At 45.5% G+C, this 14,381-nt stretch carries 9 protein-coding genes and 1 pseudogene; 4 read left to right on the top strand and 6 right to left on the bottom strand.

The window, feature by feature from the left end:
• A pseudogene (locus EIZ48_RS29985) lies at positions 1-112 on the top strand (group II intron maturase-specific domain-containing protein); the annotation flags it as partial.
• Positions 113-157: 45 nt separating this feature from the next.
• Here EIZ48_RS29985 and EIZ48_RS24745 read toward each other — a convergent pair.
• From EIZ48_RS24745 to EIZ48_RS24735, 3 genes are all read right to left on the bottom strand, one after another.
• Positions 158-3,280 (bottom strand): ExeM/NucH family extracellular endonuclease, encoded by a 3,123-nt coding sequence (locus EIZ48_RS24745; RefSeq protein WP_160657633.1) that lies wholly within the window; start codon positions 3,278-3,280, stop codon positions 158-160.
• A gap of 52 nt (positions 3,281-3,332) precedes the next feature.
• Positions 3,333-4,988, bottom strand: coding sequence for a bifunctional UDP-sugar hydrolase/5'-nucleotidase UshA (gene ushA / locus EIZ48_RS24740; protein WP_160657631.1), 1,656 nt, complete (start codon positions 4,986-4,988; stop codon positions 3,333-3,335).
• Between the two features lie 95 nt (positions 4,989-5,083).
• Positions 5,084-6,103 carry a porin gene (locus tag EIZ48_RS24735; protein WP_160657630.1) on the bottom strand — a complete coding sequence of 340 codons (1,020 nt, stop codon included), beginning with the start codon at positions 6,101-6,103 and terminating at the stop codon, positions 5,084-5,086.
• A 1,465-nt stretch (positions 6,104-7,568) separates the two neighbouring features.
• On the opposite strand from EIZ48_RS24735, the gene EIZ48_RS24730 reads away from it, so the two are divergent.
• Entirely contained in the window at positions 7,569-8,114 is a 546-nt protein-coding gene (locus tag EIZ48_RS24730) for a 3'-5' exonuclease (RefSeq protein ID WP_160657628.1), read from the top strand.
• 383 nt (positions 8,115-8,497) lie between these two features.
• A complete protein-coding gene (locus EIZ48_RS24725) occupies positions 8,498-9,385 on the top strand; it encodes a DMT family transporter (protein WP_160657627.1) in 888 nt (295 codons plus the stop codon).
• 165 nt (positions 9,386-9,550) lie between these two features.
• Here EIZ48_RS24725 and EIZ48_RS24720 read toward each other — a convergent pair whose 3' ends face one another.
• Both EIZ48_RS24720 and EIZ48_RS24715 read right to left on the bottom strand, forming a co-directional pair.
• A complete protein-coding gene (locus EIZ48_RS24720; protein WP_160657626.1) occupies positions 9,551-11,119 on the bottom strand; it encodes a DHA2 family efflux MFS transporter permease subunit in 1,569 nt (522 codons plus the stop codon).
• Between the two features lie 3 nt (positions 11,120-11,122).
• Positions 11,123-12,166: an HlyD family secretion protein gene (locus tag EIZ48_RS24715; RefSeq protein WP_160657624.1), complete on the bottom strand. Its 1,044-nt coding sequence runs from the start codon at positions 12,164-12,166 to the stop codon at positions 11,123-11,125.
• Between the two features lie 128 nt (positions 12,167-12,294).
• Between EIZ48_RS24715 and EIZ48_RS24710 the strand changes: the two genes are divergently transcribed.
• The gene (locus EIZ48_RS24710) at positions 12,295-13,215 is read left to right on the top strand and encodes a LysR family transcriptional regulator (RefSeq protein WP_160657623.1); all 921 of its coding nucleotides are present in this window, start codon (positions 12,295-12,297) and stop codon (positions 13,213-13,215) included.
• 28 nt (positions 13,216-13,243) lie between these two features.
• Here the strand turns inward: EIZ48_RS24710 and EIZ48_RS24705 are convergent, their stop codons facing one another.
• A complete protein-coding gene (locus EIZ48_RS24705; protein WP_160657622.1) occupies positions 13,244-14,230 on the bottom strand; it encodes a DUF3187 family protein in 987 nt (328 codons plus the stop codon).
• Positions 14,231-14,381: the final 151 nt, after the last annotated feature.

The following is a 14,381-nucleotide window of genomic DNA, read 5'->3' as shown; positions in this document are numbered from 1 at the left end:
GCCAACAAAATGGTTCGAGGAGTTGGGTCTGTACTCGTTGCGAAATGGGTATGAGTCACTAAAAGTATATTCGGAACCGCCGTATGCGACCCACGCTTGTACGGTGGTGTGAGAGGACGGAGGCCGTGAGGCCTCCTCCTACTCGATTAGACCAAGGTTACTTGTTCATCTTGCGACGGAAGAAACCAAGACCTAGTAGTGACAGCAGACCAAATAGACCTGTTGAACCACCATGGTTGTGGCCTGGGTTTGGATCAACTGCCTGAGTCTTACCTTCAGTCACTTTGATAGTCTCTTCTTGAGAGGTATAGGTTGGTTGACCTGTTACTCCATCGATGATTTGTTTTGTCATCTTGAATTCACCAGCGTCAGTAACTTCACCTTTAAGCTCAACCCAACCTTGCTCGATAATTGTCTTAGTCAGGGTTACAGAGCTAGTATCCGCACCAGCAACAGCGGCTTTGAAAGAGCTAATCTTTTCAATGTTCAGTACGGCCTTGTCACCTTCATGTAGCGCAACGCCACCGATGTTAGTCAAATCGAACATAACCTTGATTGGCTCACCGGCAACAGGGGCAGCTGGAACTTCCGGAAGATCTGCCGGCGGGTTCTTAGGCTCTGTTGGTGGAGTGATTACTGGCGGCTCAGGATCGACATTATCACTAAACTTCAGATCGATAACCGCTGGATCATGGTCAGAAGCACGGTATAGATCGGAGAAGCGAGATGAACATTTGCCATCTAGGCAATTGTTTTCATTTTCGTATTCAAACAGCGTTGATTCGCCAGCGTTAATATTCCAGTCGGTGGCATCGACAACTTTGTTTACCAGCTCAGGCGTCACCAGGATGTAGTCAAGAGTGCCGACTTCATCGTTGTAAGAGTAGCTGTATGAATCAGGGTGAATTTGGCGAATAATATTTACATAGCCATAAGAGTCGTTAATTACCGCTCCTTCATCACCATGAAGTGGTGTACCCAGTGCATTCTCATCACCACCGATATAAGTATTACGAGCGGCTTTGATTACATGACCTTCAGGTGCATTGTCACTGTTAGTCAGAACCATGATTGGGTCTTCGTTACCGTAAGAGTTCAAGTCACCAAGGATTAGCTTGTAACCGTCGATCTTGTTTAGCTCTTGACCTAAGTGATATGCCGCTGATACACGGAAGTTCTCACAAGACCCCTGCTTGTCAGGATCTTTACCAGCTTGACCGCCTTCAGCAACAGGTGCCGCATCTTCCCAACACTTAGAGCCTTTTGACTTGAAGTGGTTAACAGCAACCGTGACTTTCTCATCTGTGCCTTTGATGCTAAATGTTGGTGTGATGGTATCACGCTGGTAGTTATTTCCGCTTTCACCTGTAGTAGCAGGCGCGTGTTGTTCAGGCATTTCAATTAAACGATAGGTATCTAGCGAAGCTTTGCTTGCTTTGAAGATAACCTGACTTGCAATCGCATCAGTACCTACATACTTATCGCTGTCACTGCCAACAACATATGAGTAATGTTCTTTCTCATCGTCAATAAGGGCGTTGATTTTATTAACAAGATGCGCGACTGCTGAGTTTTCTCCAAAGCCATTATTTTCGATTTCCATCAGACCGACAATGTCTGCATCGATAGCAATGATAGCACGAGCAATTTTGTCACCCTGCAGTTCGAACTCTTCAAGAGATGGAGCGCCACGGTTACTACATGCTTGATCTTTTACTGAATCTCTATCGCTTGGGTCTGTTGGGTTACAATCACCACCAAACGGTGAGTTGAAATAGTTCAACACGTTGAAAGTAGCGATACGTAGTTCACCGCCTTCTTTTAGTTTTGGTTCTGATGTGCGCTGTGATTTATCACGGGCGAAGTTATCTTTTGTCACCGTGTTTGTGACATAGAAACGGAAATCATAATATGAGTATCCAATAACACCCTCAATTCCATCAAGTACATCACCAATACGTACGTAATCATCGGTTGTTGTTGTTCCGTCAGGCATTGGTACAGCACTGTCTGAGCCAAAGTCTGGGTACCAAGGAATATGAGTACCTTTGGATACTTTCTCGAAAGACTCAACAACAATGCGCTTCTCTTCGTTGCTATCGGTCTGTCGTTCTGGAGCTGTGTCAGTAGCATCATCATGGACAACAGGAGCATTGTTCTGGTTAGGGTGCAGGTTTACCTGACCATTAGACACCACCATGTTGTTACGTTTAAATGGGTAATGGTTGAAACCAAAAGTGCGTGAGACGCGCATGTCAGATTCTTTGTCGAATTTAACCAGCATGCCTTCATGGCGTTCCAGCGTGAAATCAAAGTTTTCGTTTGAATCAAGGACGCGTAAGGGGGTCGCTGCCAGAACAGAATTTGCCGAATCTGTTTTGGTTACTGAATAAGCACCGACGAGTTTTGTCCAGTTGTAGTCTTCTTTGACTTTTGCAACAACAGTGACTTCATCGCCAACTGCGATATCTGTGATTTTGCTTGTTTCAACAAAGATACCGTCGGAAGTCAGTGCATTGTTATCGCTAGGTGCCTGCATGAAGAAACCGACATTAAGATCGGTGTATTTTTCATTTTTAAGGGCTGTTTTCTGAATAGCGGTAACTACACCAGTTACTTCGTGGTAATTTGTTGATTCATATATTTTCTTTGATGTATCAATGCCGTCAATCGTAGAATTCCAGCTATCGCCTTGGATTTCCTGAATGGTTGATTTAACAATATTTTCTGGTGGGGTTGGTTCTGTGATAACTCCCTTACCAAGACCTGTGTAGACACCCTGACCGGCATCCTCCCACTCAGCAGCGTTAAAGGTCATGGTCGGCTTAGCTGTATCAGCATTTAGACGCTGCAGTGAAGAGTTTTCAAAAACATCCTTAACACTATTGTCGTCTACTTTTTTAAAGCCGACGATGTCAATTTGTTCACCATCTTTTTCTAGAATAACGGTATCGCCATCTGCCCCGTTGAATGCAAGACCTAGTGGCAGATCGACAGTTCCATCATTAAGCTTGCCAGCGAGATCTGTGTGAGCAACAACAAATACATCTTTTGACGCCAACGTACCAGAAAGCGTTGTACGCTTTTCTGACAATTTCTTATTTTGGTTATTAAGCTGTACAAGCGTATAAGCTGATAGGTCAACAGACTCGGAACCTGAATTATAAATTTCTACCGCTTTATTGTTGCCGTTTTCAACAAGCTCTGTGATTAACACTTCTGCCTGTGCACTGCATGAAACTGCAGCACCAATGGATAGTGCTAGAATGGATTTTTTCATGATTTTCACCCTAAAGAAGCCCTGTTATCCCTAACAGGGCGACATATCATTATTATTTGTAGACAATTTCGTCGTTTGGCTGGAATTCAGTTACGTCAACATTACCTTTCGATTCGATGAAATCTTTCAGTACTTCTGCGTCAACATAGCCAGTGTTCACAAATGCCGGATGCTGAGTGATGTTCGGGTAGCCGTCACCGCCAGCAGCATTGAAGGAAGGAATGGTGAAGCGGTAAGTGTCTTTTACGTTCAGTGCTTTACCGTCAATCTTCACGTCAGTCACTTTGTCGCCGTTTACTGTCATGGTAATACCGGAGAACTGAGCATAGGCGCCTGAATCTTTAGACTTGGTACCAACAACATTCAGGTAGTCCTGAACTTCGGCACCTGTCATATCAACATAAGTCACGATGTTGCCGAATGGCTGTACCGTCAGAACATCTTTGTAGGTGATATCACCGCCAGCGATAGAGGCGCGAACACCACCGGAGTTCATAACAGCGAAGTCTGCTTTGGCACGCTCTTTGTGAGCCGTTGCGATTAAACGACCAAGGTTAGTCTGGTTGTTACGTACGATCTTACGCTCACCAACCAGATCACCGTTCGACGTACCAATCTTCACGTTAAGTGCGGCCTGGCCTTTGTCCTGGAATGGCTTCAGGGTATCGAAAACAGCCTTGTCTTGCGGGATCTCGTCTTGGATGAAGACGCGAACTTTCTTGCCGTCAACCTTGATTTTCTTCTTCAGGTTAACTGGAATAAGATCGTATGATTTTAATGCGAACTCACCGTTTTTGAAGGTGTAGTCAGCACGGCCAACGTATTTACCCCACTCGTGCGCCTGAACAATCCAGGTGCCGTTCTGCTGATCCGGCTGGCACGCGTCACCCGGGTGGAAGTTCTTGTTGTACATGTTCGGACCTTCCATGCAAACAGGCTCTTGCGAGTGACCGCCTACAATCATGTCAAGATCGCCTTCGTTCAGGTAACGAGCAAGCTTCACATCACCCGCTGCGTTCGAACCGTGCTGGCCATCTTGATAGTGGCCCATGTGCGTTGCTGCAATGATCACATCTGGGTTGTGCTTGCTCTTAAGCTCGGCAATAACTTGCTTGGCTTCTTCTTTTGGATCTTTGAACTCAACACCGTCGATATATTCAGGGTTACCGATCTTGGCTGTATCTTCGGTTGTCAAACCAATAACAGCGATTTTAATGCCTTGTTTGTTAAAGATTTTGTACGCATCGAACATACGCTTGCCATCTTTGTAGATGTTAGCAGCAAGGAATGGGAATTCAGCCCAGCCTTCCTGCTTGGCAAGTACATCAAGCGGGTTGTCAAATTCATGGTTACCGACAGCCATTGCATCGTAACCTAGCATGTTCATACCAATGAAATCTGGCTCTGCATCTTGCAGATCTGACTCTGGCACACCTGTGTTGATATCACCGCCTGATAGAAGAAGGACAGAACCGCCTTCTGCTTGAACTTCAGCGCGAATTTCATTGATTAGTGTGGCACGGGCAGCCATACCGCGTTCGCCGTATTTGTTCTGCCAGAAGTTGCCGTGGTTATCATTGGTATGAAGAATGGTTAGGTTATATTCTTGACCCTGAACCCACTCATGTGCTGGTTCCTGGGCAGAATTTTGGGCTGTGCATCCGGTTGCAACCGCAAGTGCGAGTGCCGATAAAACGATCTTTTTCATGAGACGCCTTATTTGAAGAGGGGGGGAAGAAAAGAGAGAGCCAATCAAGGGACGAAAGATCAGCTCTCTAGTTGTTCTAGATGTATCGAGTTACATTAGAACCAGTAGTAAGCCATTAGGTAGGCTAGAGCACCTGATTCAGTTGTCTTCTTCTTGTTTGCATCTTTCGCACCTTTAAGCACGTCACCGAATGCAACTTCAGCAGCCAGTTTTACGTTTGATGCGTAGCGGTATTCAGCACCAACAACACCAAAGTATGCTTCTTCTGCAAATGCGTCAGAGTCAGAGTAGTTAACGTTAGCAAGCAGGTTTAGTTTTTCTGTCATTGCGTACTTACCACCCAGGTTTACACCCACTTCGTTTGTATCTGAGCCTTTATCGAAGTTTTTGGTTTCATCGAATACCAGACCGGCAAGAGTGAATTTACCTAGTTCAAGCTCACCGTGTAGTGAGTAGATAGATGTTTCGTCACCTTCTTCAGCACCAGCAATTACTGTGAAAGTATCGCCGTAGTAGCCGATGTAACCATTTGTTACTTGGCCGAACAGTGAATCTGTTTCGTAGCTGTACTTCACTGGGTGACCGAAGTCATCAGTCTTGCCATCCCAACCTTCAAGAGAGTGAGAGATTCCCACTTTCACGTTACCGAACTTACCGCGGTACTTGAAGGTGCTGTCCTGGTCACCAGCTTCAGAGATACCAAGACCTAGTTCGTTAGTTACGTCACCGAATGCGTCAACGTGGTCGTATGCAGTATCAGTACGGCCGAACTCAATGGAGTGACCTTTAGTTACGTTGTAACCAACATATGCTTTATCGATGATGATGCGCATGTTGTTATCTTTAGTCCAGTCCTGACGTTCGCCGTCAAGTTCAAACTTCGCGTAGAAGTCGCCAGTCTGACCTTTAAGACCGATAGTAGCGAAAGAGTCATCAACAAAAGTTGTATCTGGACCAAAAGGAGTTTTGTCAGTATCAGAGACGAATGTACCGCCAACTTCTGCACCACCGTAGACTTTGACGTTGTCGCCATTGTCTGCTTTGTAGACTGTTGCTGCCTGTGCTGCGCCAGAGATTAGAGAAGTTAATGCCACTGCGATAATTGTTTTTTTCATTATAAAATCCTTGTAAGAGATTGTGTATGTTCCGCGGCGACAAACATTAATCATTTGGAAAATCTTGCACAAGTTATTTCGTGTAAAGTGCATATTTGCTTTTAAAAATCGTGACGTATGGCTCAGGCAAACGTTTGCAAAAAATAATTAATTTAGGCTGTGAATATTATTTTCAAGTGATGATTAGGTGTTTTATTAAAGTTGTGAGTTTTTCTGAGGGTAAAAAAAACCCTGTCATGAAGACAGGGTTAAATTTGTTTTTATAACTGTTCAAAGGGAACAGGGATTCAACAATTAGCAAGTTTTACAGTGATATCTAAAAGCACAACTTGTTAGCTCAAGATATTGGCTTATTAAAGTACATGTTTTTTTCTATAACGCAATTGATAATTTAAAAAATTATTGGGTTTTATATTGGTTAAAAGTCAGCCTTGTTGGCTGGTATTCTATTGTTTTAATAATATCAAACTTTCTAAAGTGTTGATTTTTAAGTGTTTATTATGAACTCTTGTTGGTGTGGAGGCAGCCTGCCAAGCCACGTTCTAGTTGTTGTTGATATTGATAACCATATCACATAAAATTATTTTTAAATATAATTCAACAAAATACCACTATTGATGAAATAAAAACTTTCACCTTTTGTTTTGTTGAGTGGTTAATTTAATATAACGTTTGCTTTTTACGTTCTATTCTTTCTTTTTAAAATTGATTGTTTTATTTTTTAATTATTTTTACTTGTTGTTTTTTATTTCTCGTTTCCAGTTTAATTATTCAGTGTGATATTTTATTTGTGGGTTTTGTTTTTATCGTGAAAACATTTTTCATGAGTTTGTAAAGGTAATTTTTACTTGTGATTATTTATATTTTTTATGAATACTTAGCTTATGCCTTTGGTGTTTTCTTATAGGCCTGATGAATGATTTTTCTTGTTGTGTGGTGATTTTATTTTATTCTTAATATTTTTGTTTTTTAGAATTAAATTCTTTTAGAGTCAATACTCTAAATGGTGGGGCGAATAAAATATATTCATAGTGACTCACAAAAACGGATTGTACTGCCATTAAGCATCAAGAAAAATTGTGACGCGGGTTTGATTTTACTGATAGTGATATCAGTTGCTCAGTGTTAAAAAAATGCTAACTGTTCGCTTTTTAAAGTCGTTACAAATGGCTTTAATATAACTGACATAAAAATGTAATCTTGGAAGCAGTTTTCTATTTGGCTGCATGTAATTGCTCTCATAATTACTGTGCAAAGATGTATGCCTTTTAGTGCAAATATGACATTTGACATGTTTCTTTTGAGGTTTAATTGAACTGGTGTGATATTTATCCCACTTAGAAATGTAGAGATGAACTATTTTGCTTTTTGGGTGTGATCAGGATTGCTGATGAGGTGAGGGTGTTGCTGTTGGGTCCCAGATGGTATCCTTCCTGCCCAGTTTTAGCGTTGTGCCGGAAAAGTAATGAATTTTAATCGTATTGTCTGCTTTGACCTCGAAATGTGTTGTTGGAATGATGGTCGGGAGTCGAGAACTGGAGAGATTATCGAGATCGGTGTTGCCGAGCTGGATCTGGTAACCGGTGAGATTGTTCGTCGCGCACAGCATTATGTGAAGCCGGAGCATGATGAGATTTCTCCGTTTTGTACCGAACTGACAGGTATTAAGCCCGAAGTGATAGCCAAAAACGGTAAGCCATTGGCAACGATTTTGAAGTCTATCGAGCAGAAGTTTGGTGGCCGTCATAAGATTTATGCCGCTTGGGGGCGTGATGATCTGATCCTGCGCGCCGAGTGCAAAGAGAAAGGGCTCAAGGTTCCATTTAATGAGTACTTAAACTTAGCCACCTTGTTTCGCTTGCAGCGTCATGTCAACAATAAACGTTGTGGTCAGCGTGCTGCGATGGACATGGCGGGTGTTGAGTGGGAAGGACGCCAGCACTCTGGTTATGTAGATGCCTATAATCTTGCTCGCCTAGCCAAGACATTGTTTATTTCACCAAGTGACTAGATTCTGTTGCCAATTGCCTGACTTTTGTCAGTCATTGTAGTCAGAGAGTAGAAAAGCCGCGTAAGCGGCTTTTTTTGTGGTGTTTAGTTAACCGCTTACTTTCTTTTCCTCGTAGACAGATCACTCTTTCTCGTTAGGAATGATTATCAAGATATACAGCCTGAAAACTTTATAATTGTTTAAATTCAATGTTTTGTGACAAGTTTAACGATTGAGGAAGGAAAGAGTTTAAGTTAGTGGTACGGAGAATTCCCCTAAATGTCTGACAATAGAGTTATGATGTCTTTTTGGAGATATTTATATCAAAGATGACCTGCCACACTATGACGTACATGAATAATGATTCATCCAATTACAACTAGAAAAAAATCTAGAGGCAGACCATGTTCTACTTATTTCCTTTACTTACCGTTTCAATTTGGGCAGGGAATGCCATTGTTAACAAGCTTTCGTTTAGCGTTATCGATCCGGGTGCTATATCTTTTTACCGCTGGTTTGTCGCTATGTTGGTTCTTACCCCGTTTGTTCTGAGATCGGTGTGGCGCAATTGGTCAACTATACGGCCTTATATTCCCAAGCTAGCTTTTCTGGCGCTACTGGGCATGGTGTTGAACCAGTCACTGGGCTACTTTGCAGCAGAAACGACGACGGCTACCAATATGGCATTAATCATATCGTTAGTGCCGCTTATCAGCATGTTTCTCAGTGTGCCACTGTTGGGACAACGCTTATTGCCGCTGGCCATTGTTGGTGCCGTTTTATCCTTGGCCGGGTTGGTTTTGATGCTGAGCCATGGCGACATCAGTAATCTGGCAGCGCAAGGGATCACTATTGGTGATGCCCTGCTGTTGTTGGCGGCGTTTGTCTACGCGTTATATTGCGTGCTGTTAAAGCGCTGGCAGATGCCACTGAGTATCTGGCAGTCTGTTTATGTTCAAGGTGTATTGGCGGTATTGATGCTTGTTCCCTTGCTGATGGGCAGCGAGCGGGTTGCAATCACGGCCGAGTCACTGCCGTTGATCATATACGCGGCAATTCCGGCATCGGTGATTGCGCCTTGGTGCTGGATGCAAGGAATCCAGCGTTTAGGGGCGGACCGTACGGCGATGTTTATGAACTTGATGCCAGTGTTTACGGCCGGCATCGCGAGTGTGATACTGAGTGAACATCTTGCCGCCTATCATTACATCGGCGGTGGTATGGTATTGGCTGGTGTAGTACTGGCACAGCGGAAACCTAAGGCGATGGCACCGCAATTAGCAACGGCGTAAAACATAGACAACCTGTGACGTTGCAATTGAGCGGCAATGACCTTTGGTTGTTGCCGCTTTTATCTATAAGGGGATGCCAGCCTGGCAGCCAGTGAGGCCTGTTTGAAAAAGACATGACAATATGACTACAGGCTTCACTGGTGTACATTTGGGAGGAGTTGATGCTTAGCTCTTTGAGCCAAGCATAAGGACGGCGGCTAATGCCAAAAAGGCACTCATCATTAGAAAGGCGTCGTTATAGGCCATGATGGCGGCGTCACGCTGCATGGTTGCCACCAGGGATGCCTGGGCTTGTACCATGGCCGTGCCAGAGTCGCTACCTGCCTGGACAAAGTAACTACTCTGTTGCAACAGTTGTTGCCAGGCATTGGAGCTGACGCTTGGGATCGATTCTTTGATATGTGCGAGATGTTCGCGAGTTTTGTTGTCGAGCATCGTTGCGATGATTGCGATACTGAAGGCACCACCGAGATTTCGCATCACATTGGTCAGTGTCGAGGCATCCGGTGTGTCTGCCTTGCTGATCCCCTGCATGGCGACCAGTGACAATGGCACCATGATAAAAGGGCTGCCGATAGCACGAAGCAACATCGAAAAAATCAGCTGTTGCCCGCCATAATCAACGCTCATGTGGGTGTTGACATAGCAGCTGAGTCCGAACATTACGAAGCCAAAAGTCACCAGGTATTTGGGCTTGATAATATTCGTCAGTTTCGGTACCAGCGGAAAAATCAAGAGCTGTGGGAAGCCCATCCACATCAGGACCTCGCCGATTTCCAGTGCGTTGTAGTGTTGGATCTGTGTCAGGTAGAGCGGCAGCACATATATCGAGCCGAGCAGGGCCATGCCCAGGATCAGATAGGCCAGGCAAGACATGGCGAACTGTCCGTTTTTAAGCAGACGCAAATTGACCAGCGGCTTTTTGTGCTGCAGCTCATTGATCACAAAATACACCAGGCTGACGGCCGAAATGATTGACAGTGTGACGATAAAGTCAGAGCTAAACCATTCCTCGCGGTTACCGTCTTCCAGTACGACTTCCAGACAGCCAAGTCCCAGTGCCATGGTGGCAATCCCTATCCAGTCAGCTTTTAGCAGGCTTTGGATATTCAATGGTTCATCGTCCAGTCCATAACGCACCATGGTGATCAGCAAGATCGCCGGCGGGATATTGATGTAGAAAATGTAGTGCCAGGATAAGTTTTCTGTTAGCCAGCCGCCGAGCGTTGGACCAATAGACGGGGCAAAGGTGGCAGTAACCCCGAACATAGCCATACCTATCGCCCGCTTATGGATTGGCAGCAACTGTACGACCAGTGAAAATGCCAGCGGGATCAATGCCCCGCCACTAAAGCCTTGCAGCGCTCTGAACATGATCATGGAAGTCATGTTCCACGATATGGAGCACAGTAGTGAAGACAGGGTAAAGATCACTGTTGTCCACGTAAGATAGCGACGTTTTCCCAATGCCATGGATAGCCAGCCGCTCAATGGGATCGCAATCATTTCTGCGACCAGATAAGAGGTTGAGATCCATGAGCTTTCGTCCAGAGTAGCTGACAGAGCGCCCTGAATATCTTTTAGCGAAGAGTTGGTGATCTGGATATCTAAAATAGCCATGAAGGCACCAATCAGCCCGCCGATCAAGGCAATCCAGTGGCGGCGCGGAACCTGATCCTGACCCGCCTCTTTGGCCTGTGATGGCAGCTCAGTGAGGGTGTCTGATGTACTCATGCGTTAGCCTCGGGTATCGACAGTGGCAACAACAGATAGCCCCGGGATTAATCGGCCCTGGAGCTGGGCTGGATCGGCGATGGTTATTTTTACAGGGACTCGTTGAACAATCTTAGTGAAGTTGCCTGTCGCGTTTTCAGGAGGCAGCAAGGCGAACTTAGCGCCAGTTGCCGGTGAAAAGCTGTCGACAATACCTTCCAGCGGCTGGCCGGGAAATGCATCGAGCTCGACTTCGACTTTTTGCCCTCGATGGATCTCTGCCAGCTGGGTTTCTTTGAAGTTGGCCTCAATCCATACATCTGAAGTTGGAACCAGGCTCATCAGCGGCATGCCTGGCTGGACATATAAGCCAACGCGTAGGCTACGCTTGCCGACAATGCCGTCAACAGGTGCATAAATATTGGTGTAGCTGAGGTTGAGTTGCGCCTGATCGAGCTGGACATTGGCTTCGTCGACAGAGGCTTCGGCCTGGACGATTTGGCTGGCTATGACGGCCAGCTGATCTTGGGCGGCCTGATAGCTGGCTATTGCTTCGTCAAGCTGGGCTTTGGTCACTTTCAGGTGAGAAGTAACGCTGTCGAGTTCATCCTGTGAGGAGTAGTTGCGTTTAAGCAGGCTTCGGGTACGGTTTACCTGCTGCTGTGCCCGCTCATGCTCGGCCTTGGCGGAAGCTATCTGGCTTTCTGATTGGCGGATTTTGGTTTTCTGTAATTGCTGCTCAGCAGTCAGGTTATTGATAGCTGCCTGGCTGACAGCAAGGTTTGCCTCGGCTTTGTCTCGGGCTGCAATGAAATCCCTGTCATCAATTTTAGCCAGTAGCTGACCGGTTTTGACTGTTTGATTATCGATAACAAAAGAATCGGTGATATAGCCGGAGATTTTTGGGCTGATGTTGGTGATATCACCTTGAAGATAGGCATTGTCCGTCGATTCGAAGTACTGTCCGTAGCTAAACCAATACCCCCCGGCACCAAGACCCAGGGCCAGCATGATGAAGGTTGCGATCAGCGGCGCTTTGCTCTTCTTGTATTGTGGGGTATCAGTCATGGAGTCCTCATTGATGATGTGATTAATTGAGATTTTTTTGTGTTACAAAGTGTAAGCGAGAATGATTGGTTGATTGGATAGGAAAAAAAGGAAACACTGTTGCAGAAATCTAATTAATAGGTGGCAGAATGGACCTCAATACCGTTGCTATTTTCTCTCAAGTTGTTGAATGTGGAAGCTTTACCCAAGCAGCAGAAATGTTGGATTTAACAAAGTCGACAGTAAGCCGTAAAGTGGCCGAGCTTGAACAACATTTGGGTGTGCGCTTGATCACGCGTTCGACCCGAAGTTTGACTCTGACGCCAGAAGGGGAAGCTTTCTATCAGTCATGCTTGCAGATGCTTGAAATTTTGGGGCAGGCCGAGCTGGAGGTCACGGCTAATCAGGATTTGATTAGAGGACGGCTGAACGTGGTGATGCCCGTTGAGCTAGGACAGAAGGTATTTGGCCCTTACATCAACGACTTTTTGAAACTATACCCCAATGTCACCGTACACTTTGAACTGACCAACCGTGAAGTTGATATCATCGGGGAAGGGATTGACTTGTATGCCCAGGTAGGTGAGGTCTCAGACTCCAGTATGATTGCCCGGCCATTTTATACGACAAAGCGAGTGATGGCTGCCAGCCCGGACTATCTCGCGCAGTATGGACCGATTACGACTCCCGGAGATCTTAAAGCCCCCCATCAGCAGGTGAAAATTTACAATAAGGCTGTAAAGATGCCCAACTGGCATTTGATGCAAGCCGACAATGAAATCTTTATTGATTTACCTTACCGCTTGAGAGTCAATACCATCACGGCTTCGCTAATGGCTTGTCTGGATGGTTTGGGCGTTGCCATGTTGCCCGAGTTTCTCTGTCGCGAACATTTTGCTGCTGGCAGGCTAGTGCAATTGCTGCCTGACTGGGAAATGCCTCATGCCCCCATTAGCTTTGTCTATCCGCAGCGTAAGCTGCTCCCTAAACGGCTACGGATCTTCATCGACTACCTGATAGAGCGTTTTGAGCGTGATCTGGAGAATGTGCTAAACAAGGAAAAGATTTAGCTAATGACGGCAGAGTTTACAATGTAAATCAAAAACGGTGTCGATAGCCGAGCGTAAAGGCAATATCGGTACTGTTATCCATGTTAAAGACATTTTCTATCATCGAGAACTCAATGGCGCTTCGCTTCATGTGGTAACGATAGCCGAGCAGAATTTCATTGGACGGCTTGGACAGATCGGAAGCGGCATCGGTCGCCCCTTCATAGATATGGTACTCAGCAAGTAGCCGGTGCTTTTCAGTTAACTGGAACTGATAGCCGGCACCGAACGACAGGGCCACTGAGTTATAGGGGATATTGCCAAGCACCTCGTCGTCATTTCGGTATGACAGGCCAAGCATACTGTAAAACATGTGTCTGTCACGCCGATAGCTGTAATTGAGCTGCAGTGCCTGCTCAAAGTTGCTGGTTGCAAACGGGCCGCTGGGTACATAGTTGTAATACAGTGAGCCGCCGATCGATAAGCCGTGTCGTTTGGTTTCCAGTAACTGGTAGCTGGTGTAGAAGGTCAGCGCACTGCCGAGTGTTTCGCGGTTGAAGTCATGGATCTCGACACCGTACTGGGGAACCGAGATATCAAAGGAGTGTTTGTCTACTTCATCGCGTCCGTTCTGACTGATACCGAATACGTCATGAAAGGCGGAGGTCAAACTGTCCAGGTGGTTGTTGGCTGAAAACCGGTAGGTATAGTCGAGTTCGACGAGCCATTTGCTATTGATTTGCCACTGGCCGCCAACGGATATGGCATTCTGGTAATAGTCGGCGTTGTACTCATCGGTATGTGCCCAGACACTGGCAATGGTCCCGGTAGTATAGACCTCTACGGTTCCGGGCTGGTAGCTAAAGCCGCTGCGCACAAGCGGTGTCAGACTATTCGACTGGATGGGAGATTGGGCGTACGTTCTCAACGGTCCGTAGTCATCAAAGCGGGTAATGCTATCTGCGGTTGCATAGCCGGAGCCAAAGAGTGCTGAAACCCCAGATAAAGTGTATAGCGTGATACTGCGTGTATTCATCACAATGCCATTTTGTCTCTGTTGTTATTATTGATGTAAATAGTTGATAGGTATCTTGTATAACCTAACTTGCCTGACCACTTTCTGAATCAGTCTGAATTAGCAATGAAATAGATACCTTTACCGCTGAGCAGGCTTGACGAATTCTTCG

It is taken from the genome of Photobacterium alginatilyticum (genome assembly GCF_009910675.1).
Taxonomy (GTDB): Bacteria; Pseudomonadota; Gammaproteobacteria; order Enterobacterales; family Vibrionaceae; genus Photobacterium; species Photobacterium alginatilyticum.
This window is presented reverse-complemented; position numbering and strand designations above follow the sequence as displayed.

Coding starts and splice junctions, on each gene's coding strand:
- EIZ48_RS24745 (WP_160657633.1), bottom strand. CDS start 3,280: ATGAAAAAATCCATTCTAGCACTATCCATTGGTGCTGCAGTTTCATGC.
- ushA (WP_160657631.1), bottom strand. CDS start 4,988: ATGAAAAAGATCGTTTTATCGGCACTCGCACTTGCGGTTGCAACCGGA.
- EIZ48_RS24735 (WP_160657630.1), bottom strand. CDS start 6,103: ATGAAAAAAACAATTATCGCAGTGGCATTAACTTCTCTAATCTCTGGC.
- EIZ48_RS24730 (WP_160657628.1), top strand. CDS start 7,569: ATGAATTTTAATCGTATTGTCTGCTTTGACCTCGAAATGTGTTGTTGG.
- EIZ48_RS24725 (WP_160657627.1), top strand. CDS start 8,498: ATGTTCTACTTATTTCCTTTACTTACCGTTTCAATTTGGGCAGGGAAT.
- EIZ48_RS24720 (WP_160657626.1), bottom strand. CDS start 11,119: ATGAGTACATCAGACACCCTCACTGAGCTGCCATCACAGGCCAAAGAG.
- EIZ48_RS24715 (WP_160657624.1), bottom strand. CDS start 12,166: ATGACTGATACCCCACAATACAAGAAGAGCAAAGCGCCGCTGATCGCA.
- EIZ48_RS24710 (WP_160657623.1), top strand. CDS start 12,295: ATGGACCTCAATACCGTTGCTATTTTCTCTCAAGTTGTTGAATGTGGA.
- EIZ48_RS24705 (WP_160657622.1), bottom strand. CDS start 14,230: ATGAATACACGCAGTATCACGCTATACACTTTATCTGGGGTTTCAGCA.